18 protein-coding genes are annotated in these 23,942 nt (G+C 49.4%); 1 reads left to right on the top strand and 17 read right to left on the bottom strand.

What is annotated here, in order from left to right; genetic code table 11:
* Positions 1-16 precede the first annotated feature (16 nt).
* From ABEW73_RS05010 to ABEW73_RS04945, 14 genes are all read right to left on the bottom strand, one after another.
* Entirely contained in the window at positions 17-4,357 is a 4,341-nt protein-coding gene (locus tag ABEW73_RS05010) for an S-layer homology domain-containing protein (RefSeq protein WP_430169550.1), read from the bottom strand.
* Between the two features lie 38 nt (positions 4,358-4,395).
* The gene (locus ABEW73_RS05005; RefSeq protein WP_430169553.1) at positions 4,396-5,445 is read right to left on the bottom strand and encodes a hypothetical protein; all 1,050 of its coding nucleotides are present in this window, start codon (positions 5,443-5,445) and stop codon (positions 4,396-4,398) included.
* Between the two features lie 207 nt (positions 5,446-5,652).
* Positions 5,653-6,777, bottom strand: a complete 1,125-nt coding sequence (locus tag ABEW73_RS05000; RefSeq protein ID WP_430169556.1) for a glycoside hydrolase family 88 protein — start codon at positions 6,775-6,777, stop codon at positions 5,653-5,655.
* Positions 6,778-6,811: 34 nt separating this feature from the next.
* On the bottom strand, positions 6,812-8,677 hold the full coding sequence (locus ABEW73_RS04995; RefSeq protein ID WP_430169559.1) for a DUF2264 domain-containing protein: 1,866 nt from the start codon (positions 8,675-8,677) through the stop codon (positions 6,812-6,814).
* Positions 8,678-8,707: 30 nt separating this feature from the next.
* Positions 8,708-10,312, bottom strand: a complete 1,605-nt coding sequence (locus ABEW73_RS04990) for a response regulator transcription factor (protein WP_430169632.1) — start codon at positions 10,310-10,312, stop codon at positions 8,708-8,710.
* Positions 10,281-12,095: a cache domain-containing sensor histidine kinase gene (locus ABEW73_RS04985; protein ID WP_430169562.1), complete on the bottom strand. Its 1,815-nt coding sequence runs from the start codon at positions 12,093-12,095 to the stop codon at positions 10,281-10,283. Before ABEW73_RS04985 ends, ABEW73_RS04990 begins: the two co-directional genes overlap by 32 nt.
* A 115-nt stretch (positions 12,096-12,210) precedes the next feature.
* Entirely contained in the window at positions 12,211-13,572 is a 1,362-nt protein-coding gene (locus ABEW73_RS04980) for an ABC transporter substrate-binding protein (RefSeq protein WP_430169565.1), read from the bottom strand.
* A gap of 130 nt (positions 13,573-13,702) precedes the next feature.
* Positions 13,703-14,524 carry a carbohydrate ABC transporter permease gene (locus ABEW73_RS04975; RefSeq protein ID WP_339269326.1) on the bottom strand — a complete coding sequence of 274 codons (822 nt, stop codon included), beginning with the start codon at positions 14,522-14,524 and terminating at the stop codon, positions 13,703-13,705.
* A gap of 99 nt (positions 14,525-14,623) precedes the next feature.
* Positions 14,624-15,532 (bottom strand): carbohydrate ABC transporter permease, encoded by a 909-nt coding sequence (locus ABEW73_RS04970; RefSeq protein ID WP_430169568.1) that lies wholly within the window; start codon positions 15,530-15,532, stop codon positions 14,624-14,626.
* Between the two features lie 227 nt (positions 15,533-15,759).
* Entirely contained in the window at positions 15,760-16,311 is a 552-nt protein-coding gene (locus tag ABEW73_RS04965; RefSeq protein ID WP_430169571.1) for a GNAT family N-acetyltransferase, read from the bottom strand.
* A gap of 45 nt (positions 16,312-16,356) precedes the next feature.
* Positions 16,357-16,851, bottom strand: a complete 495-nt coding sequence (locus ABEW73_RS04960; protein ID WP_430169573.1) for an N-acetyltransferase family protein — start codon at positions 16,849-16,851, stop codon at positions 16,357-16,359.
* Positions 16,852-16,869: 18 nt separating this feature from the next.
* A complete protein-coding gene (locus ABEW73_RS04955; RefSeq protein ID WP_430169576.1) occupies positions 16,870-17,646 on the bottom strand; it encodes an aminoglycoside 3'-phosphotransferase in 777 nt (258 codons plus the stop codon).
* A gap of 169 nt (positions 17,647-17,815) precedes the next feature.
* Positions 17,816-18,154 (bottom strand): DUF2642 domain-containing protein, encoded by a 339-nt coding sequence (locus ABEW73_RS04950; protein ID WP_430169578.1) that lies wholly within the window; start codon positions 18,152-18,154, stop codon positions 17,816-17,818.
* A 232-nt stretch (positions 18,155-18,386) separates the two neighbouring features.
* Complete coding sequence (locus ABEW73_RS04945) at positions 18,387-19,205, bottom strand: helix-turn-helix domain-containing protein (RefSeq protein WP_430169581.1); 819 nt, start codon at positions 19,203-19,205, stop codon at positions 18,387-18,389.
* 186 nt (positions 19,206-19,391) lie between these two features.
* On the opposite strand from ABEW73_RS04945, the gene ABEW73_RS04940 reads away from it, so the two are divergent.
* Positions 19,392-19,844, top strand: coding sequence for a GNAT family N-acetyltransferase (locus tag ABEW73_RS04940; protein WP_430169584.1), 453 nt, complete (start codon positions 19,392-19,394; stop codon positions 19,842-19,844).
* Between the two features lie 202 nt (positions 19,845-20,046).
* Here the strand turns inward: ABEW73_RS04940 and trxB are convergent, their stop codons facing one another.
* The 3 genes from trxB to ABEW73_RS04925 all read right to left on the bottom strand — a co-directional run bounded on the left by trxB (position 20,047) and on the right by ABEW73_RS04925 (position 23,887).
* A complete protein-coding gene (gene trxB, locus ABEW73_RS04935; protein WP_076326141.1) occupies positions 20,047-21,000 on the bottom strand; it encodes a thioredoxin-disulfide reductase in 954 nt (317 codons plus the stop codon).
* 110 nt (positions 21,001-21,110) lie between these two features.
* Positions 21,111-22,847, bottom strand: a complete 1,737-nt coding sequence (locus tag ABEW73_RS04930; RefSeq protein WP_430169587.1) for a tetratricopeptide repeat protein — start codon at positions 22,845-22,847, stop codon at positions 21,111-21,113.
* Between the two features lie 89 nt (positions 22,848-22,936).
* Positions 22,937-23,887, bottom strand: a complete 951-nt coding sequence (locus tag ABEW73_RS04925; protein ID WP_076326139.1) for a ribose-phosphate diphosphokinase — start codon at positions 23,885-23,887, stop codon at positions 22,937-22,939.
* Positions 23,888-23,942: the final 55 nt, after the last annotated feature.

Raw genomic sequence — 23,942 nt, 5'->3', positions numbered from 1 at the left:
TTCGCCCGGCTATGGCTTACTCACCGAGGATTGCAACAATCAAACTGACAGATTCAGCGCGGGTCGCATGAGCCTTTGGAGCGAACACTCCATGGCCTCTGCCTTGGATCAGTTTCGCTTCAACAGCTGCTGCTACGTAAGGCTGAGCCCACGCAGGGATTTGATCTGCATCAGCAAAGGAAACCTTCGCTTGAGGGTCTAATGGAAGCTTCTTTGCTCTGGCGATCATGACCGTCATCTCCAGCCGGGTCAGCTCTTGGGCCGGCCTGAAGGTCCGATCCTCATAACCATTCATGATTCCGGCTTTAACAACCCCTGTAACAAATGGCTTCGCCCAAGCAGGAATCCCGTTCACATCTTCGAAGCTTATAGTCCCCTGCTGGCCCTGGCCTTGGCCCAACCCCAGCGCCCTTCCTAACAATACTGCAAACTCAGCACGTGTAATCTTGGCGTTGGGACGGAAGGTATGATCTTTATATCCCTGTACCCATCCAAGCTCCACGGCCTTTTCGATAGCCTTTGAAGCCCAGTGTTTACCAATATCCTGAAGATGCACCTCCAGTTTCGGAGGGCTCGGTTTCTCAACCTCTTCCTTGTCATCTTCTTCGGCTTCCTTGGACTCCTCCTCCGGGTTCCCGCTCTTCGGAACGGTTGGGGATGGGGTGGTTGACGATGTCCCTCCATCCGATGAGCCGCCGCCAGGCTCCGTTACGATTGCGGCTGTTCTGATGGTAATACTTGGGCCGTCGTGGCTCCACTCACCCTTACTGCCTGCTTCAACCTTGAAGCTGTATATGCTGTCAGGACTTAGCCCTGTGACATGATAACGGTATACTGACCCGGTTACCGTGGCTAATTCGGCCCCATTCCGAGAAATTGTATAGCCTTCAACTTGATCTGCCTGAACCTCACCTGACCAATGAAGATGAATACTGGTGGCAGAGACATTTTCCGCTGTGAGTATGCCTCCTGACCAAGAAGGGACTTTACTTCCTGGAATCATGCTCCCTTTAAACTCCGCAAGGGCCGCGTATATGGCGCTGATGGCAGCTTGAACATCCGCTTGCGTCACATCCTCATTCATCATCACGTCTTCTGCCGCCTGAATCGCATGATGGAACCGCAGCATGGCCTCCGGCGGATATTGCCCGGGCTCTACTCCCTCCACAGCCTCGGCATACACCGATCTGGCCACGGTAATCGCTTCGTTTAAACGACTTTTATCCACGGGAGCTCCTGGATCCACGATCACCAAGGACTGGAATGCTGCCACAGCCGCTTGAAGTGCAGTGACGGCAGCGTCGATTTCCTTCTGCTTCGCATTCGCTTGGTTCAGCACTGCCTTGGCAGCTTCGATGGCATCGAATAACTGGAGTTTCGAACCTGCTGGATATTGTCCGGGCTCAGTTCCTTCCACGGCCGGATCATATACGCTTTGGGCGACGGTAATTGCCTGTTCCAAGACGGCTCTATCCGCTGAATGATGCACGGACAGCGTGAGTCCCTCAGCCGGTTTCGTCACCTTGTCATCCGTTGAAGCATACTTGATATTGTCAAAGGCAAAGGTACGGCCGTTTGCGCTGTCCCACAGGAAGCCAAGCACAATCCGGTCAAAATGAGTGATGGCCGTCGTCGTTTTTACCAAATGGCCGTCCAGATACATTTTCAACTCGGTTCCTGAGGTATAGTCCCATTTCATCTCATGCCAGCCTTTACTACGCTTAATACTCGTTTTTTCCCATGCCGTTGAAACACCGCTTGCCCTCACGGAATAATAGTCCTGGGAGCCATAGCCTGGGTTCCCATCATACAGCACGCCCATACCGGCGAGCAGCTGGCTTCTTGCGTTTCCAACATGGGCAACAACCCGGGTATTCCCCGATTTGGAGCCATCGTCATACAACATCATGGTTACAATACCTTGCTGCGGTGATCCGAACAGCTTCTGTATCGCATTGCTGCCGTTCCCTTTTACAAATAAGGCGCTTCGTTCTCCTTGATAAGCCACTCGATCAGAGATGACCCCTGTCTCAATCGGCGTTCCGGTCTCTGACACAAAGTCTCCCCAGCCCGCTTCAAAGCTCTGTGAATACTGAATATCGCTGTATTCTTCTACATCAGCCGTGACTTCTATCGCGTTCATACCGGAGACATCACCATTTGCCGTCAGAATTCCGGTTTCCTGGTCCACGGTGACTCGATCCTGGTCCGTCCTGTATTGTACTTTGTAATAAGGCGCATGTTTCAGGGTAATACCTTCCTCTGTCACGCCGTCAATGCGGAGCTGTACGGATGGATGAGACTCCGATATCTCCACTTGATCTGCCCCAACTTGATACGACTTCAACATGGATGGGGGGTGAACCGTAACCTGCGCCTCCGCGTAAATTGCAGCATCGAACGTGCTTTCTGCCCTTACAATCGCATCACCCGGGCTCAGCGGCGTGATGAATCCCCTCGCATCAACTGCCGCGATTCGTGGATCGCTGCTGGACCACTTCACCCCCTTGAACCATGCGTCCTGAGGTGTAAACTCTGCTGTTAACGTTTGACCCGCCTGCTGGGCATACAAGTCCAGCTTGTCCTGACTCAGTTTCATCGACGTTGGCAGCACTTCAGGTGCCTGATGAGCTGGTGCATCACCCGAATATTCATGCGCACCGATATCCGCTTTACCGTCAGTCAGGGGATTATCGTAAAAGTCCTTATCTGCCATGCCCCATTCCGAAGGTGTATATGCGCTCATATCCAGTCCTGCATTAATGGCCGGCGAATCCGATAACAGTTTATAACCATTCAGCTTCTCCGCATCGAAGAGGTTCACATCTGCCTGAATAATATCTTTCGGCTCTTCACCGGGTCTGGCGAGTTTCGGGCTTTCAAAGATATTGTCCTCTACGACTGCGCCAGGGAATACAGTACCCTTAATCCCCGTTCCCGGATAAAAGATATTGTTCTTGATCTCCCCACCGGAGAAGGAGGTGGCACCCATTGGAGTATCTGCCTTGGAGTAGAAGATGTTGTTATAGAGCCGTGCATACTTGCTCGAAGTGTTAAATATTTTGGTGGAGATATTCTCGTCTGTAAAAAATGTATTGTTATGAATCAGAGGTGCATATTGTGCCTGTGTCGGTAAATAATGCAGCAGGTATCTGCCGTCTCCGTCATTCACGCTGATATTGTACCGAGCCACAGAATTCGTTGAACCATCCATAAAGAGAATAAAGCCCCCGCGATTGCTGTGACTGTAGTTGTATTGATACAGCGCTCCCTCCGAGAACATATCCACGTCAAAGGCCTGGCCATCGTTATACCCGTACACCCCGCCGTACACCTCGTTATACTGCATGACCATATCCTTGACACCGATGACCCAGAGTCCCGCATAGTTGACATTCCCTACGTCTGTAGCTGAGTGTTTGACGACGGTGTTATATTCCATGCGGCCATTCTCGCCGACGTTACTCATCACAAAGCCATCGCCCTGTACTTCTTCTACATAATTGTTTCTGAAAATAATATCTTTAAAGACTCTCGGAAAATTAGCTTTAATATCGCCCTCTTTATAAAGTCCGGCGTTGCGTATCCCTTCAATATCCACCCGCTTCACGATATTGCCCTCAACGAGGACGTCCGTAATATTACCGAGAATCAGGATTCCGCCACTTCCGATTTTCCAGCCCTTTGGATTGCCGTTCACGTCATGAATATAATTATTCTTGACAACAATCCCCATGTGAGGATTTGCTTCCCATTCCGATACCGTAGTAGAGGCTGTGCGGATATTGATGCCCGCTCGTTGCGAGATGATATCCGGATGGTAGTTGGTCAGTTCAAAATTCGAAAACTCCAGATAGCTGCCATCCACTACATCGATGGTGGCCGACATCGTCTTATCCGAAACGCCTTTGTAGTTTTCTATAATCGCAGATCTCTCCGTGGTGGTTGTGCCGTTTCCGTTTATAACCGGCCGGCCTTGCCCCTCAATATCGCCATAACTGCTGAATACGATCGGTGCATCCTCCGTACCGGATATTCCCCGAAGCTTGAGTGATCCATTCCATACATCCCCGGCTTTAAATAAAATATGATCACCAGGTGCATAATTCATGCTATTTACTTTCTCGAGCGTTCTCCAGGACTGGCTCTCCGACTTTCCGTTATTGGCATCATCCCCATCCGAGCTGACATAATAGACCGTTCCCGATGCAGCCCGGACAGACGCCGCTGCCTTCAAGGATTCTGCTGCGCTTACCCGATTCCCGGGCAGATCAGGAACTCCCAGGGAAACCGCCAATATCATACTAAGACAAACGGTGAGCAACCTTCGCTTGCTGTTTCTTTTCCCATGACTCATTACATCATCCTCCTGACACAATCTTTTGGTTATCAGAATTAGAACGAAATCGACCTCAGCACCTCCTCGTTGATCCGAATATTAGCATTGTGTAACTTCTGACTTACCTGCTGTTCCAGCTGCTTCTGAATGTATAGTTGAACCAGGGAAGCTTTAACCTGCTCATACGGCGCATAGCCTTTATCCCTGGTATCGAGAAGCCTGAACATCATAGAGCCTTCCGCATCTTGTTGAATAGCGGTAAACTCACCCGGCTGAGTAGACGTCAGCACATCGTGTAGATACCGCGCTGCATCATCGTCTTTGGATTTGGTGTCTATATCCAGCGTGTCTTTCTGCACCTCAACGCCTGAGGGGCTCAACCTTGCGATAGCTTCCTCAACACTTAACTTCTCAGAGAGTACAAGCTCCTGAAGGGTATTCAGGGTACGGGAAGACTCCGTGCCTGAGGCCGTTACTTTTTCATATACGAACGCATACCCCAGATGAAAATATTCGGATTTAACCTCTTCATAAAGGGCCTTCAGTTCCTTATCGCCAAGCGAATTCCCTGTTTGCTTAACCAACGTATCGATTAATCTTTGATAATTCATGCTCTGCGTATAGGAGTAAAATGGCTCGGCGCCATACTGCTGAGGACCATATATCGGCTGCCCCTCCCGAATTTTCTGTTGCCTGGTTTCATTTTCCGCTGCCAGATTCCTTAAGAAGGACGCATAGGATACATCCTGGATGATCCCGTGCTGTTTCATCAGACTCTGTTCGGTTTTTATACGTGTTACATCCTGCACCGTTTTTTGCCTGGCATAATCAAGCGGTGTTTCTCCCTCATAAGCAGAAGTCCAAAAGTCTTCACTATAATCGGCATTGTATTTCTGCTTGAAGTAGCTAGTAGTCCATGCTTTATTTTGCTGTAAAAAAAATTGAAACTCTTGAACCGTAACGGGCTCATCATCAATTGTGAGAACGACTTCATCCGCTGAAGCTCGCATCTCCATGTTCAGGACAACGGCAATAATCGTGGTTGCCACAACAAGGCTAAACAATAGGAGTATTAACGTGCGGGCTATAGGCCTTTTCCCAAACATAATCTCCCCCCATCCTTTTGTAAGCACTTACATTTAAGATCAACCTTATTATAGGAAAGTAAAAAAACAGATATAATGAACAAATTTGACGGATGCCACACGATTTTTACCTCTTTGATTCCGCTGCCTCGTCCCGTTCGTCAGGTACACAAAAAACCTCTGCAGGCAGATCGCCGACAGAGGTAATACCCGTTACATATTTCAGCTTTAAGATTCGTGCCAATAGCCTTTAATTCCTTGTTCAAGCCGAACCAGCGCTTCCAAATAAAAATAATCTCCCCAGATCATATAATCATCCGGCGCCCGGTCCCCCCTCACATGATAGGAGCCGTGCTTCAACAGCCCCTCCGCATCCGGCAGGTCCATCGTTGAATAATGCTCCACCAATGCGCTCATGCTGCGGTTCAAGGCATCCTCGAACACCATCCTGTCCGGATCACGGTCTCCCATAAGTTCCAGGAGCTCCAGCAATCCGCACGCTGCGATAGCCGACGCCGAGCTGTCGCGCGGTGTGCCCTCCTCAATCGGCACATCGAAATCCCAATAGACAACTGCATCCTCAGCCATACGCTCGATGAAATATCGGGCAAGACGCTTGGCCGTATCCAAAAATGCCTCATGCTTCGTATATCTGTAAGCCAGTGCAAAACCGTATATTCCCCAGGCCTGACCACGTGTCCAGGTCGATCCATCTTGGTACCCTTGATGGGTACCGCCCCGAAATGCGTTTCCATTGTTAACGTCAAAATAGAACGTATGGTAGGAGGACCCGTCCCCACGCACCAGAAACTTCTGGCTCTGTAAGGCATGCTTCATGGCAATATCATAATACTTCGTTTTACCTGTCTGCTCATGAGCCCAAAACAGTAGCGGGAGATTCAGTAGACAATCGATAATCATCCGTCCCCCGTTCTCAGGATCATCCGCTGGGCCCCATGCCTGTATAATCCCCATTTGTGGGCGCCACCGTGCCAGCAAGGTATCCGCTGCCTGCAGTGCCGTCATACGAGCCGCATCGCTCCCCGTTACACGCCACTGCGCTACCGCAGACAGTGAATATAGAAAACCGATATCATGATGATCCAATGCCACATGCCGATCCAGCCGATCCTGAAAATTGGTCAGGTAAGACTCAGCCGCCTCCTTATAGAAGGGATCTTGTCCATACTCGTAGGCAAGCCACATCATCCCGACATAGAATCCTTCGATCCAGTCGTTATTATCGCCCCACTCGTATCGCTGGCCCTCGATAATATGCGGCAACTTCCCCGGATGCTTCCTAATATTTTGCTTGATTTTCTGAATGGCATCCTCAATTGCGCCTTTCCACATGTTCATCCTCCCCTTGCTCATATGCTTGTTTGTGCTATATGTCCAAACGTAATAGGACGCTTCCGTTCTCGGCATCCATAACGACGATGTTTCCTTCGAGTGTGCGCTCTACAATCGGAGGCAGGTCGTAACGTCTCCGACTGTCCTCACGGTTTGAAGCGCCGTATACGGCCGATATCAAAACATGTTCGCCCGGCTCCAGCTGGGCGGTTAACGTGGGAATCATCGTTCTCGGCTTGAGCAGGTTCGTATTGGCCTCCGGGTAAACCATGACCGCGCCACTGTATCCCTGCACATTTACGATTCCACTGATTCCACCCGGCATCATCGCAGCCATCCGCTCAGGCTCCGCCTTGACCGCCTCGATCTCGCTTAGGGAAAAATCAGTCATCCTTCCCACGGCAAATCCGCCCTCAGCTGCAGTTAAGCAGCGGCTTGAATGGATATGATGAATCCGTACATGCCACAGTCCGGCAGGAACCAGCCATGTCCGCACTTCGACATCATGCCAAGGAAGCCATCTGGAGTATACATACTGCTCTTCGATGCGGAACTCCTCGCAAAAGCGGCGTACACGATAATGCTCATCGCATTCGCTTAGAGCAAGCATCGAATCATAAGCCCCCTGTCCGAGGCCGTAATACCCTTTGGGAACGCTGAAACCAAATCGCGTAGAGTAGGCGAATTTTGCATATTTGGCTGCACTGTGTGCCATATCAAAATTAGCCATTTGACCGGAAGCCAAAGCTGTTATATGCCCATCATCCTCCGGTTTGCATACCAGCATTCTGGCATGAGGCTGGACTGATACTGGTTTCAAGTTTGGCAAGGGCTCCTCATCCGCGGTCCAGAACGGATGATCATCCGGCAAATCCAATATGAGAAACGATTTAAACGCCCAGTATGGTGATCCCGGCGCATTGTAGCTTTCTCCCATGATCAAATTGGGGTAGGCATATCCGATGCTTAACAAGCCGTCTGTCGTAAAGATGGGCTGGGCAAACCACCACCGCAAATGCCTCATAATGATCCCTTTGATCACACCAAGGGAGAATGGCTCGACGCCGGCGTATACCAGCGCACACCAAAAGGAGACTTGGGCGAAGCGATAAGTCTGGCTTCGTCCAAAAGGAAGGCTGCTCCCATCCTCGGCGAACCAATAAATGAATTGCTCTGCAAACGTCTTCGCCCGCTCCCTATAAATCCGAGCACGTTCAGGATCGTCTTGCTCCATCAGCTTCGCGTAAATCAGCGTATAGAAGTGCATCGCAAACGGAATATAATAATCCCGCTGGTCCGTCTTGCCGTCGGAATACCATCCATCGCCTAAATAGTAAGTATCGATGATATCGAGATACTCATCCATAATGGCTTGATTGTAAGGCATGCCCACCTTCTTGAGGCCCATATTGACAAGCACCGTAAACATCAACCAATTGTTCGGATTGGAATGATCCACGAGGTTGATCTGATTGAGCCACCGGTACAGCCGCTGCTTTTCCTGCTCCTGCAATGGCTCCCACAGCTTATGTGGAGCCAGCGCCAGTCCAAATCCGAATACCGCCTGCTCGACCATACGCTGATCCTGGGTCGTAAACTCTCCCCAATATTCGGCATGCTTCGGGTCCGTACCATTCACGATGCCCTTCAGGTACAGGGGCCATAAATCCGACTCGCCGCCCCCGCTCGCATGGGGAATCAATCCCCATAAGGGTCTGGCAAAAGCCTCCATAAGTGCAATGGCGTCATTATGTATGGCTGCTGTTGATCCAAGCGTTAGTCCGGCATATCCCGACGTGAACCGCCGCTTCAAAGGCTCCAGCGTATCCAGCACGGCCTTCTGCAGATCGGCTTTGGTGCGAAGTGGTAAGCCTTGTAACGTTCCTTGTGTCTGTCCCATGATCTCACTCTCTCCTCCTATCGCTAAAAATTAACTCCAAGACGTAAACTCGCTGGGCGTCATACCAATTTCCCGTTTGAACAATTTGATAAAATAGCTCTTATTGGCATAACCCAGATAGTCCGATATCTCCTCGACGGTCTTATTAGACTGCTGAAGGAGCTGCTTGGCTTTCTGGAGTTTAACCATATTGACGTATTCGATAAAATTCTGGTTCGTTTCGCGTTTAAACAAGCGGCTGAAATAGCTCGAGTTCAAATTTAAATAACCCGCCATCTCTTCAAGCGTCAATTTCTCGGTCACGTGCTGAATCACGTATTTCTGCGCCCGGATGATCTCGGAACGCTTAGAGCGGATGGATAATACGCTTAATCTGCGGGAGAGCTCGGTCAGATATGCCACGATCCAGCTCCGCAGATGCTCCATGGAATGAATATCGTTGATCGCGTCATACAGCTTCTCTTCGGTTATGCTGTCCTGAACCTGTAATGTCACTTTCGTTTTCATCTGTAAATCCATGAGCAGCTGCAGCACCCATTCTTTCACATCCGCAGGGGGAAACCGGTTCGTTTCTACCCATGTCGCCCATTCCTTTACAATCTCCTCCAAATGTTCAGGTCGATTCAAGGCCAGCATGTCATTGATCCGCGAGAAGAATACGGCATACTCTCCATACATGTCCCCGCTGGTGAAGGACGACTTCTCGTACCGGCAGATGCTGGATTCCTCCAGATAGAAGCGATGGCTCCATTCCTTGAGCATGGGCATTAATATAAGCCGAAGCTCCTCAGGTGCTGCGGCTTCCCGTCCCAATAGGCATGTAACTGATATTTTCAAATATTGTTTCATGGCCGTTATCGCCCGCTGCAAGGAATAGTAGAGTATCTTCTGTTCCTTAACAGGGTCCTCGCAACAGATGAAAACAACCAGTTCTTTGTTGCTGTAATGAAAAATAACGCTGCGGTGCATCGAATCGAGCACTTCCTGCAGCACATTTTCGACCGCGAATGCAATCGTATAATCGTTCATTTTGCGGGTCCTTGAAACTTCGGGCATACGGTCGATAGAGACAACGAAAGGCAAGTAATATCTGGCCTGAAGGTCAACACCATTTAACCGGGCATGCTTAATCCATGCTTCCTTCGTCCAAGATAACTGGTACAGGGTATCTTTCAGCAATTGATCTTTGAGCGCGGACCGGTTGAGCGATTCTTTCTGCATATACATCATCACTTCTGCCGCTTTGTGCTTCTCCTCGCTCAGATCAATGGCGATGTTATGCAGCAGCTGCTGCAGCTGTTCTACGTCCAAGCTTTCTTTTAGAATATAATCGCTCACTTTCAGCTTCATAGCTTGTTGCGCATAATGGAACTCGTTATGACAGGATAAAATGACGGCTCGAAACAAGGGATTCACTGTATTGAATTTTTCAAGCATCTCCAGGCCATTCATCTTGGGCATCCCGATATCCGTAATAATAATGTCAGGCTGCTTAAGCTGCGCATCCTCCCAAGCCTCCAAGCCGTTCGAGTAACAACCGATCAATTCAACACCCAGCTCTCTCCACGCAATGCTTTGTGACAAATAGCGTACAACAGGATAATCATCGTCCACCAGAATCGCTGTCAACACCATGCTCACCTCTCTCCACCTCGAATGGAAACTTTAACGTGATGTTTGTTCCAATGTCCTGCTCACTGTGAATCTCCAGTTGGGCGTTCGTTCCGTAGATCAAACGAAGGCGCTGAAACACATTCTTGACACCAATGCCGGAAAATCCCTTTTTGCCAGGTGCTGCTGCTCCCTGAACCGAGTCCACATTGGCGCGCAGCTCTTGAAGCGTAGCCTCGCTCATACCGATCCCGTTGTCGCGGACCGTGATGCTGAGATCATTGGCCCCTTTTTCAGTGATATGGACCGCCTCAATGAAGATGACCCCGGCAAACTGCTCATAGCCATGAATAATAGCGTTTTCAATGATCGGTTGAATCATGAAACGCGGAACTAACGCTTGCTCGCAGCCTGCCTCGTAATTCACCTCAAGTCTCACCTGGTTGGCATGCCGGAAATTCATGAGCCGGATATAGTGATGAACCGTCTGCACCTCTTCATGAAGCGGAATAAATTCATTATCGCGGTTAATCGTCATGCGCAGCAGGGAAGACAAGGAAGCAATCAATTCGGCGTTCTCTTTATCCCCTTCGATCAGTATGTTAAGCCGGATGGAATTCAGAAGATTAAACATAAAGTGCGGGTTGATCTGAGCCTGCAGCATCTCCAGCTCGGCCTTTCGCTTCTTGGCCTGTTCCACGGTAATTTGCTCGATATTGGATTCGATCCTGTCCAGCATATGATCAATCGTCCGTGCGAGCTGAGTGACCTCGTTGTTGCCGCGTATGCCCGAGCGGATATCCAGCTGCCCCCGGCCAATGCGGGTTATGAAGCTGCTCAGTTCCCTCATCGGCTTCGTAAAGGCCGAAATCAATACCATCAGAAGAATACAGAATAAGGTAAAGAAAAGCACCTGCAGCCCAAAACTAATTAATAAAATCTGTTTATACTTGGAGACGGCCGATGATAGTGGAATTAAGCTGACCAGATTCCAAGTATTCGGACGAATGGACTGCTCGGCATATACATATTCCCGGCTGTCCATTTCAATCGTTCGTGCTGGCTCATCCTGATTCCACCAGGTCATTCTGCTTCCGATAAGGGACGGATCGGAGTGAGAGATGACCACACCCTCCTCGTCCAGCAGCATCATATCCTGGTCTGAATTAGAGCCGCTCTGAAGATGGCTGCGGATCTTACGTTCATTCACGCTGATGATGACATAACCGATGATGCTGTTGGAGGAAGTTCTTATCGGTCGCCCGATCGTAATCAGATAAGAATCCTTGTCGGCAGCATTAAAATAATTGTCCTGCAATCCCACCCAATAAGTTGAGAACGAAGGAATTTGGTTTAGCTCGGCGAACCACGGCTGCTTGTATAAGATGGCCGGATTAAAGTCGTTGTGAGAATAATTGGTATATGTAAAATCGTTCTTTCCAAGGATGGTGACATAATAATCATCATGCTGTCTAAAGAGCTCATCGAGCAGCCGGATCAAGCGGCTGTAATTTACAAGGATCTCATTCTTGTATTCCTGCGTGCCCTGCTTCTGCCTAGACATAATTTGCTGTCTGATCTCCGAGTTCGTCAGCACCATGTTGGACAACTCCAATGTTTGATCCAGAACGCTATTTACATCGGATTGAACCGCTTTTAGTGCATCCTCAGAGCTCACAATGGCCCTGTCCAGCAGAAGATCCTTAGTTAAATAATTGGTAACCCAGTATATTCCGCCTAGGGGGAGCAGAAAACAAAGCAGTGCTGACCAGATCAATTTTTTTCGCAATGAAAATTTGGGAATCATCACAGATGCAGTCCTCAAATCTTAATGAATTGGAATAGGGAAAACCTGAGTTTTCCCCTTAACCATCCTCGTATCCTGTTCATGCATTAGGCATATCACATTCTCCGAACTCAGCCTAATTTTTATTACTATTCACAACCTCGGTAATCTTCTGATCGATGCTGTCGATCGTTTTGTCCAGATCATGCTTATTCAGAATATACAGCTCCGCTTCCGGAATCACAACATTCTTTGCTTCCTCGGCATATTTTACAGGCACGGGAGCTGATCCTGGCACCGTGTTATTAATCGTATATTTCAGTGACTCCACATCGATCTTCGATGGATCTTTCGAGGAGCCTACAATCGTATCGATCAGCTTATCCGTATCCGACTTGGCCCAGCCGGAGAATACTCTTCCCCCAATTTCGAGACCTTCGGACGTATACCATCTGACGAATTGATAAGCGGCCTCTTTATTTTCGGATTTTGCTGCCACTGCCATATATGTCGGTTGTACCGGGGAGTAATGTTTGCTTTCCCCTTCCAGTTTAGGCAGAGGTGCAAATACGGTTTCGAAGGTAGCCGGAATGGCGTCCGTTCCTCCGGACTCCGCTACCATCCAATCCCCCATAGGGAGCATAGCAGCAAGTCCGTTGAAGTATTGATTACGGTAAGCCAGCTTTTGCGAGATAATATCTTCGTACGGGTTCGCACTCTTATCCTCATACATCATTCGCTTCATCATTTCCAGATTAGCTTTCAGCAGTGGGTCCTTGGCATTGGATGTTCCGTCGCCTTTAAGAAACGTATTATCAGAAGGCTTACTCATCAATTGCAGCTGGAAGTAATCCGGCCAATTGTGCAGGTAAGCACCATATCGTTTCTCGACACCTTCCCCCTTGGTCAGCTTCTTCGCGTAATCCTCAAACTCTTTCCACGTCCAGTCCGTAGGGATCGGCAGACCCGCCTCCTCCAACATCGCTTTGTTCATAATAACGAACCAGCGCTGCATGGAGGATGGCAGTGCGTAAATGTTACCGTTGACTCGGGTATCCACCAAGTATTCATCATCGTATTGGTAGCCATCTTGTTCGATGTAGCTCTCGAGTGGTTCAAAGAGTCCGATATCTGCCCGCTGCGAATAATTCGTATAAGGAAGCTCGACGATGTCCAACTGGTCATTCGAAGCGGCCATCAGGTCCAGTTTTTGCATGGAAGCAAGCGAATCGCCCTTCTCGTTCAGAAGATCCAGCTCCACCTTGATGTTTGGATGCTTCTTCTCGAACTCGGGAATAATCTTGCTCCATTGCGCTTTTGCATCCGTCTGCCATGTGCTTAATTTCAACACAATTTGATCAGGTGCTGCTTCCTTGCCTGCGTCCCCACTGCCTTGGGCGGCCGAATCGGACGTCGTGCTGCCTCCGCCCCCACAAGCCGAAACAACAAGCGCAAAGGATAAGCTTAACACCATCGCCGATAATCTCTTGATTTTCATATTGACCCTCCTCGAAAGTAACTGCTTCCCGTTATTCATAGAAGTAAGTGCTTACAAAATCATCCTATCATGATCAATCTTTCAGCGTAGTTCCCTATTTTTACGGAAGCCAAACTATTTTGACTTTTTATCAGCCCTTGACTCCGCCAAGCGAAATGCCCTCGATGACCTGCTTCTGACCAATCGCAAAAATGATAAGCAGAGGCAATATAGCCGATACGGCGCCAGCCATCATAAGGGAATATACATCCCCGTATTGGTCCCCAAAGAGACGAATGCCGAGCTGGATCGTAAACAGATCTTTGGACTTCAGGAAAATTAACGGATACTGATAGTCGTTCCATGTCCAGATGAACCGGAGAATAGCGTAAGTAGCGACACCCGGACGGATAAGCGGAAGGGCAATCTGCCAGAAGGTTCGGAAGTGACCCGCCCCGTCCATTTTGCCGGACTCGATGTATTCATTGTTCACGCCCATGAAAAATTGTTTCAACATGAATGCTCCAATAATACTGAAACTGTTCAGCAGGATCAGACCCGCATGGGTATCAATCAGATTCATCCAATTGAACAATAAGAACTGCGGTACCAGCGAAGCCTGCGGCGGGACCATATACAAAGCCAGAACAAGCACAAACATGGCATCTCTGCCGCGAAAACGCAGCTTGGAGAAACCATAGGCTGCAAGCGCGCATACAAACACATTAATGACGGTCGTAGCGATCGTGATATAAATGGAGTTCCAATAATAACGTACGAACTGTCCGCTCCATACCGTCTGGTAGTTCTCTACGGCATTCCAATTTTTCGGAATCCATTCAATCGGAAATTTGAACACATCCATCTCCGGTTTAAAGGAGGTTGACAACATCCATACAAACGGAAGAATAAACAGAATACCGATGAAGGCCATAACGATCGTCCAAATCAATTTGGATATATTTAATTTCATGGGGTACCTCTCCTCTCATGCCCGGCTGAATTCAAGATTCGATGTCGATTAAGCTTCATGTGCTGCTTCGTGATCAAAGGACGACTTTTTGAACAACCTCTAATAGTTAACCCATTTCTTCTGAGCCAACATCTGTGCACCCGTGATCAGCAGACAGATCAGGAACAGGACCAGAGCCATACTGGAGGCATAACCTGTCTTCAACTGGTTGAAGGCTGTATCGTACAACTCATATACGATGACGGTTGTCGAATTAGCCGGTCCGCCCTGTGTTAGCACTTGGATTAGATCAAAAATCTTGAAGGTACCGATGATCCCCGTCACTAATAAGAAAAAGGTGGTCGGCGATATGCACGGCAGCGTAATGCTGCGGAATTTCACCCATGCATTGGCTCCATCAATCTCGGCAGCTTCATACAGGTCTCTTGGGATGGACTGTAATCCGGCAATATAGATGATGATGTTGTACCCTAATAGGATCCACACCTGAATCATCATCAGGGACGGCAGCGCAAAATCGATATCCGCAAGCCATTTCGGCGGATTATCTATCCCAAGGGAGATCAGCGTGTTGTTCACGGGTCCGAGAGATGGGTGGAACAGAACCTGCCACACCATGGCGACGGCAACAATGCTTGAAATATAGGGAAGAAAGTAAATGACCTTAAAAGCACCCTTAAGATAGACCTGCCGGTCAATCAGTACCGAAAGTACCAAGGCCAAAATCATGGTAACAGGAACGGTAATAATGAAGACCAGATTGTTAACCAAACTTTGCATAAACGCACTGTCCTTGAATAGGGTGGCGAAATTACTCAGTCCTGTGAATTTGATCGCGCCCATCCCGGCTACGAAGTTCCAATTCGTAAAACTTAGCAGCAAAGACCCAATGACAGGGATTAATGTCAAAATAAACAGCCCAAGCATTAAAGGAGCAACAAATAAATATCCGGCAATTTGCTCCTTCGCCGCCATGCTAAGATGGGCAGATCTGTTTGTTCGTTTCATACGTCTCTCCTCCTGGGCATTTTTGCTTAGCACCACATTTCACTTGTATCTCTACTTGAGACCGATGCTATTAAACGTAGAATCTGGATACCTCCATTGTAAAAAAGTCGCTTGCCGCTTATAAGAAAGAGAAATGTGCATTTTGGAACGAATTTTACTTTTTGTGCGTTTGCGCCAAACAAAAAAAGATGAGCCACGCTGGCCCATCCCTCTACGTCCAAATGTATTTAATTTCGCTCCGCCCGATACTCAATAATCCAGCAGTCCCGCAGTTCTCCTTCATGATGTTCATGCTTCTCCAGCAGCCTGACCTTCCGAAAGCCGCACTTCTCGTAACAAGCAATCGCCCGTTCATTCCAAGCCTGCGGGTCCATCACGATCCGGTCGGCCTGCCTTTGAAACACGAGATAATCCACCATGGAAGTTATGAGCTTCGTACCGATGCCTCGATTCCAATAGTTCGGCTCCCCGATGAATTGATCCGTGGCAAACGTTCTGCAGTCTGCATCACTCCCGTTATACCCATACTCGCCTAACGTTTCCTCATTCAGAAGATAAAACTGGATATACCCGATCGGTTTCCCCTCATATTCGATAATACAGCGGGTCTCATCATCATCCACATAGAAATGCTCCCGCACCCGCTCCACGTCATGAGGATTATCCCGTCCCTCGTAATACTGCAGCACATCCGGATTCGACAACCAAGAAGCTAAAGATAATTCATCCTTCTCCTCCAGCTCGCGAACCGTAATCGGTCCAGCCTCGTACACCAGCATCGTGATCCCCCCATCATCCCTTATTAGATCCCCAATTCTCATTCTTCAGATTATGTCCGCAAGCATCGTGATAGAGGTTCCGCTCATGCCCACCTCCTGAAATCCGAACCGCTCATATAATTTCATAGCGGCCGTATTCTCCGGAGCGACGCTTAACGATACCTTTTGGATACCCTGCTCTTTCATTCCTCTGAATAATTCCTTCATCAGGGCCGTTCCAAGCCCTTGCCCGCGGGATTCCGGCAGCAGCGCCATGCCCAGTTCCGGAATGTCATCGCTCACGTAACCGAACCCTTTGTTCCCTTCATCAAAATAACGGATCGTAATCGAGCCTGCCGGCTTCCCTGCGGCATTCACGGCAATATAGCCTAAATCGCCTTCCCTCCCCCAGTTCTCCACATATTTTTTCATGAACGGCTCTTCGAGTATGTCCCGGCTAAAAGGCTCCTCTCCCTCAGGCACATACAGGGACTCATACAGCATTTCCCTCAAAAAGGATTCATCCTCCCGGCCAGCGACTCGAATATGATATGAATTCATGTGCATCTCCCTTTCCACCTAAATACGATCTGTCAGTGCAGTCCATAACGCCAATCTCTCCGGATCGACATCGCTCCGGCCGTAATGGTCGAGGAAAATATCCTTGTAGTCATCGCTCCCCAGATTATATCGCAGGGTCCAAATTCCCCAGTAGAGGTCGTAATGGAGGTCCCCGATCCCGCCATAACCCAGATCGATAAAACCTTCAAGCTGGAAATTCCTCATAATCAGATTTGGCAGACAATAATCGCCGTGAAGCAGCACATCATGGTCCTCCGTTCCTTGCAGCTTCTCCAGGCTTAATAGAGCCTGTTCTCTTCCGCCCGGAAATCCTTGGATATCCTCCATTTTGTTCATAAAACTCTCCTGATACTCGAGCACAATCTCAGCCGTTCGATTCGGAAAGGGACAATCGGCAGCAGATATAGAATGGAGATAACGCAAACTCTCCCCGAACACGGCGGCCAGTCTCTTTGGATCTTCCAGATGGCCTCCGGACACTCCATCATCCCCTTGCAGGGCGACGGTCAAGAGGTAATCATTCTCGCCATGCTGCTCATAAGCCAGCATCTTGGGAGCCAAGCCCTTTCCGTGTAAATAATCCGACATCAACCCTTCTCTCTTTAATTCATCGCGGTTCGCAATCTTCAAAAACATAGGTTGGCCCGCTCCCTCGATGTACAGGGTTTTGGCCTGTTCCGAGGAGCTGCTGTCATAGACGGTAGCTGTCTGGATATAGGGCTGCAAGCTTACGGGCAGCGTCTTTATGTCGAATGGAATGCGTACTTTTTTCATTGTTCCTCCACACCGACCCGTTCAATCGGTCGGCCTCAGTTCAATAGAATAAAGACGTCCCCATCGGAACGCCTTCGGATCTGTACTATATGAATTGGCGATTTGCCGGCCTAATCCTTCCCTTCCAGTCGGTAATTTTTCGTTTAAACAATTTTTGCTCACCCGTTTATCACAACGGAACTCCCTCGAAGTACACCACCTCGGCCAGACGAATGTGCAGTGCCTTATTATCCCCAATCGTCAGTTGGAGATGGTCTACCACCACCCCGGATAAGATCCCCTCCACTTTACCCGCAGTGGTCATAATGACCACCTTAGCTCCTTTATGCCGGAGCAGATGTTCAAGAAATACCGGTTCAACCAACGTTGCGTAATGGGCTGGCTGCGGAATTGCCGAGGTACGAGGCGCGTAATACGGCGGTATCGGTTGGGGCGGCGGATAAGCATAGTAACCCGGTGCATAACCCGCAGGCGGCGCTGGATAACCAAAATGGTTAGGGTTGTTCATGAAAGACCTCCCATGCCAATATTAATCCTACACCCTTATGTATGTCTGGGAAGGGGCAACTATGTTAACCATCCTCATATTTGTACGAAAAAGTAAGAAAAACGTCTATCGACGTACCTTCACAGATGACAGACCGCAGTTAGAAGAAGTTTTTCTTGCGATATCAGGAAGTCACAAGCTTCGAAGTTTATACTTTCTGATATCTTAAGAAAACTGCCTAACTTGCCTTTCATTACGCCTTCTGTGCAATCAACTTACTCATCGCATGCCGGTGCGGTATACCCGACGAGTTGCAATCAAAAATCACCTCCGGGCAGCTTTGAATCAACCAATCGTGATAGTGCATCATAAGCTCCCCGGATTTCCAGTCGTAAGCGTACGGCTCATCCTCGGGAGGAGGCGCAATGAACGGCTTTTGTACGAACACATTAAGGCAATGAAATCCCTCTGCCGACGTAAATTTTTTATAATTAGCAAAGATTTCCCCACGATACTCGGGTCTGATATAATGCAGTACGCCGCTGGAATACAATACATCAAACTCCGAGTCCAGACGGTAATCCGAAATATCCGCCTTGAATACGTTCACGTGTACCCCGATGTTATCCGCCAGTCGCTTCGTTTTCTCGATCCCCGCATCCGATATGTCGAATGCTGTGACCTCATAGCCGTTACGGGCAAAAAACACGGCATCCTTCCCTTCCCCGCACCCGATATCCAGCAGCTTTACCCTTCTTGTGGGCGGGATCATTTCAAGGACCTGGTAACAGGCCGCGTTCGGCTCCGTCCCCCAATAGTACTTCGGTGTTTTGTACTCCTCTTCATATATGCTGATCGGTTTGCCCGTCGAAGCATAACCAAACAACTTATCGATGCTGACGTCCAGCAGCTGTGACAGCTCCGGAAGCAGCGCAATATCGGGCATGGTTTGTCCCGTTTCCCATTTGGATACCGCCTGGAACGTAACGCCCAGCTTGTGAGCCAATCCCTCCTGGGTGAGCCCCCGTTCTTTGCGGTAACGATTAATATTTTTGGCTAACATGTCTCTCATATGGATCACGCTCCTATATAACCTCATTGTAGGGGCGTTACGTAAGGCATACAATAACCTGGTTTTTGAATCCCGGAAGAATTCAACCGTCAGTTGAAATCATCCAATTCCAGGAATTCCGTGCCCAGGCATGTTACAATAAATCTGTTTTAAAATCACTATAGATGTTAATAAGGAGAAACGCTCGTGGACATTAGAAAGCTGAATACTCACGAAAAACCCCCTATGGACCTGCTGCTGATTGCGGATCCATCGTTAAGGCTGGTAGAGGACTATGTAAAGCGCGGTCATTGCTATGTGGCTGAAGAGGACTCGCATCAGATCGGGGTTTACGTCCTGCTGCCTACAAGGCCCGATACGATCGAGCTGGTTAACGTTGCGGTAAGCGAGAATCTGCATGGCCAAGGCTATGGCAAACAGCTTGTGATTCATGCCGTCGGGCAGGCACGGGAACTCGGATATGCAACGATTGAAGTGGGCACAGGAAGCACCGGCGTGGCGCAGCTAGCCCTGTATCAGAAATGCGGATTTCGGATGACAGGCATTGATCGGGACTTTTTCGTCCGCCATTATGATGAGGAAATCTATGAGAACGGCATGCGACTGCTCGACATGGTGCGATTGACGCAAGATTTGTAATTGTAATGCCTTTGCCTTGCATGATATCAAAGACCCGGAGCTGTGAACAATGCCAACAAGGCATTAAGTCTGTAACTTCAGCAAAAAAGCCCCGGGCTACACAAGCGCAGATTTTTACGAGATGTTAATCTCGCCAAAACCGTCAGTTGTGTAGCTCAGAGGCTTTTTCTATTTCATATATCATCCCTCAAAAAATCAGGGATTATTTATTCAGCGTTTCGCTCCAGTCATGCACCATATGGCCCTCGAGATATTTCTCGCAGTCCATAGCGGCCATGCAGCCTGTGCCTGCAGCCGTAATGGCTTGGCGGTAACGGGTATCCTGGACATCACCGCAAGCGAATACGCCCGGAATGTTCGTCTCGGTCGTACCCGGTTTAACCAGGATGTAACCGGTCGGATCGGTTGTAATCTGATTGCCAAGGAAGCCCGTGTTCGGTGTATGGCCGATAGCCACGAATACGCCTTCCGCTTCAATCAGTTCGTCTTCTCCGGTCTCGTTGTTGCGGACCTTCAGCCCTTTAACACCGGTTTCGCTGGTAACCACCTCAACCGGCGTACGGTCCAGAGCCCACTGGATCTTCTCATTCTCACGTGCACGATCCTGCATGATCTTGGATGCTCTCAGCTCGGTACGACGGTTCACTACCGTTACGCTGGAAGCAAAACGCGTCAAGAAGCTGGCTTCCTCCATCGCGGAGTCGCCGCCGCCGATGACAATGATCTTTTTCCCGCGGAAGAAGAACCCGTCGCATGTGGCGCATGTACTTACGCCGCGGCCAACGTTCTCCTGCTCTCCCGGAATTCCGAGATACTTCGCGGAAGCTCCCGTCGATATAATAACGGACTCAGCCAGAAGCTCGCCCATGCCCTCGACATTCACCTTGAACGGACGCTCGGAGAAATCAACGGACTCGACCCAAGCACTCTTGAACTCTGCACCGAAGCGCTCCGCTTGTTGACGCATATTATCCATCAGCTCGGGACCCATGATTCCTTGCGGAAATCCGGGGAAGTTCTCAACCTCCGTCGTTGTCGTAAGCTGACCGCCCGGCTGCATTCCCTCGATAACGAGCGGCTTCAAGTTCGCGCGTGCCAAGTAGATGGCTGCCGTCAATCCGGCAGGTCCTGTTCCGATTACGATTGATTTGTACATAGATACGGCCTCCTTAAGGTGTCGATTTCTGTTACGTACTACATCCTATTCAGGACTTATGGAATCTTCACATACCAAGGTCTCCTAAGTATCCGAATATGGGTTCTTACTTAAATGTTTTCCGTAAATGGCCGGAAATTATCATCCGGCTGTGCTTTCGTTTCACATACGCTATCCATTTGACGTGCGTAACGACTCACCGTTGATGGCGAAATACCGTAACGGACAGCCACCTGTTCATAGGTTAGGGTTCGTCCACGCTTCTTGGCCGTCAGATATTCCAATGCCGCTGCCCAGCCCTCCACATTCCGAATGTTCGGAATATCAGGGTACAGCTGGCTCAGGAACTCGGACCAGAGTTTCTCCATCTCTTTTTTCCAAAAAGGGTCTACCCGCATGTCCATGGTCTGCTCTGCCTTCTCCAGCACCGCCTTCCAGGAAGGCAGCCAATCCGGCAGCACCTCACGGGTCTTGCTGCTGGATATATCGCGATCGTCGCGGCGTTCCTTCAGCCGATTGCTTGCGGCCTCCATCTGCTGGAGTACCAGGCGGGCGGCATCTTTCAGCTCCGCATCCTCTCCCGGCTCCTGTAGGAACGATTGCAGCGCATGCTGCACCTCTTCATCGGCAATCAATTCCAGCGTCCGGATCACCTGCAGCTTGGTATGGGGATCGCCATGCCGGAGCGCCCAGAAGAACGAAGAACGAATCAGCGGATTCTGTTTCGCTTCCTCCGTCAATTTGTCGCCATCATGCTCCCAGCGTTTGAACTGCTCTTCGAACGGAAGGTGATAGTGGTAGCTCACCTTCATCTGGTCCGTACCGGTCTCTTTACGCTTCTGCAGCTGCGCCAGATAGAAATTCGGAATCACCGAATCTCCGTCCAGCTTCAATGCTTGCCGCCAATATTTCTCGGCCCTGTCATAATAACCGCTGTTGCATGCCGCAACGGCCGTATAATGATACAGACTAGGATCTCCGCTAAACTCATCTTCCTTCAACAACCGGCGAAAATGACCGTAGGCAATTTCGTGCTGCCCCAGTATTCCCATCGTTGTTGCCAGCTTAAACACATGCTCCTGATGAAAAGGAACCGTCACCGTTAGCATGTCCATCAATCGGTCACGCTGCTCCTGGTTTCCTTCATGCTGAAAGAAGATAGCCAGATTGCATAAACCGTGCAGATTGCCTGGCTCCTGATCCAACACCTCGCCAATGGTGCGCTTCGCAGTATCAAAGCGCCCCATATAATAATAGGCCAGAGCCAGATTGTTGCGCGCAGCCAGAAAATCCGGATAATCCTTGACGATTTCCTCCAACAGCTTGACCGCTTGTGCGAATTTCCCTTCCTCAAGGAGTGCCCGGGCATGCTCATGCTCGATCACGCCTTCACGACTCTTGATCCGGTTCAGCTTGGCAGGGCGATTCAGCTCATAATGAAGCAGCTCCATCATTTCCTCGGCCTCATCCAGAAACTGACCGCTGGGGTCTTCCTCCAAATAAGTAACAAGCGCTTCCTCCGCCTGCTCGAACTGTTCCATATTGGCGTAATTGTTCGCCATGTAGAAGTAGCACTCCGTCATCAACGGGTCAACCTGCTCCAAAATGTGAGCCAGCACATCGTTGGAAGCTTTATAATCTCCCGTCTCTGATAATATACCCGCCATATTGCAATGATTCACCGGATTATCCGGTTCATATTCAACAGCTTTGCGAAAATATTTCAGAGCCCTGTCATATTGGAAACGATCAAGCGAACGAACCGCGCGATCGAAGAAGAAATTGGCATTCATCTCGATAGATATAACATTGTGGGGGTCACTGGACCCATATGGATAACCATTCACGAAAAGCAAGGCACCTCCTTTAACTTGCTCCTCTATCCACAACAGTATAACACAAGTTTCAACGTCATTTGCAGAAAAAAGACACCAGTTTACACACCGGCGTCTTTGAATAAAGTGGCGATCGAGCCGCCCTCGGTAATAATGTGGGTTGCCTGGGCCAACATGGGCGCAACAGACAGCACCTTAAGCCGCATCTTGCAGTGATGATCTGGGAGCACGATGGAGTCTGTGACCACGATTTCCTCGATATGAGCATGGTCCAGACGGCTTAGCGCTTCACCGGAGAAGAGCCCATGGGTTGCGCAAACAATGGCATCATTCGCTCCCCGTTCCTTCAGACCTTCGACCACTTGCACGATGGTGGTTCCCGTATCAATCAAGTCCTCGATAATAATCGGCGTACGCCCCGCCACGTCGCCAATGACATGGGTGATAACGGCTTCGTTATGGGCAGGACGCTGCTTGATCATCATGGCAAACGGCGATCCGAGGCGGCTCGCAAGCTTCTCGGCTGTCTTCGCCCGCCCGGCATCGGGGGATACGATGACCGGGTTCTCGATTTTCTTGGTCTTCAGATATTCCGTAATCAGATCGAGCGCAGTCAGATGATCCACCGGTATATTGAAGAAGCCCTGAATCGCAGGGGCATGCAGATCAATCGTAATCACGCGGTTGGCTCCGGCTGTGGTCAGCACATCAGCTACCATTTTGGCCGAAATCGGCTCACGCGGTGCTGCCTTTCGTTCCTGTCTGGCATAACCGTAATAAGGCACAATGATATTGATCGTTCTGGCGGAAGCACGCTTCGCGGCATCAATCATCACCAGCAGCTCTACGAACATTTCATTGATAGGGTGAGAAAAGGACTGCAGCAGAAAAACATCGCAATTGCGGATGCTCTCTTCAAAGTGCACATAAACTTCGCCACTCTGAAAGCGGGAAATCTTGATCTTTCCCGGTTCAACTCCCAACTGCTTACTGATATTTGCAGCAAGCGCCGGATTGGAAGTTCCGGCGAACAATCGTAATGAACGATACATGAGGACCTCCTGACGAGAGTGGTTGATAATGGCTGATGATGCAACGATCTCGTTG

The sequence above is a fragment of the Paenibacillus lautus genome (genome assembly GCF_050482385.1).
Lineage (GTDB): Bacteria > Bacillota > Bacilli > Paenibacillales > Paenibacillaceae > Paenibacillus_AQ > Paenibacillus_AQ lautus_B.
This window is presented reverse-complemented; position numbering and strand designations above follow the sequence as displayed.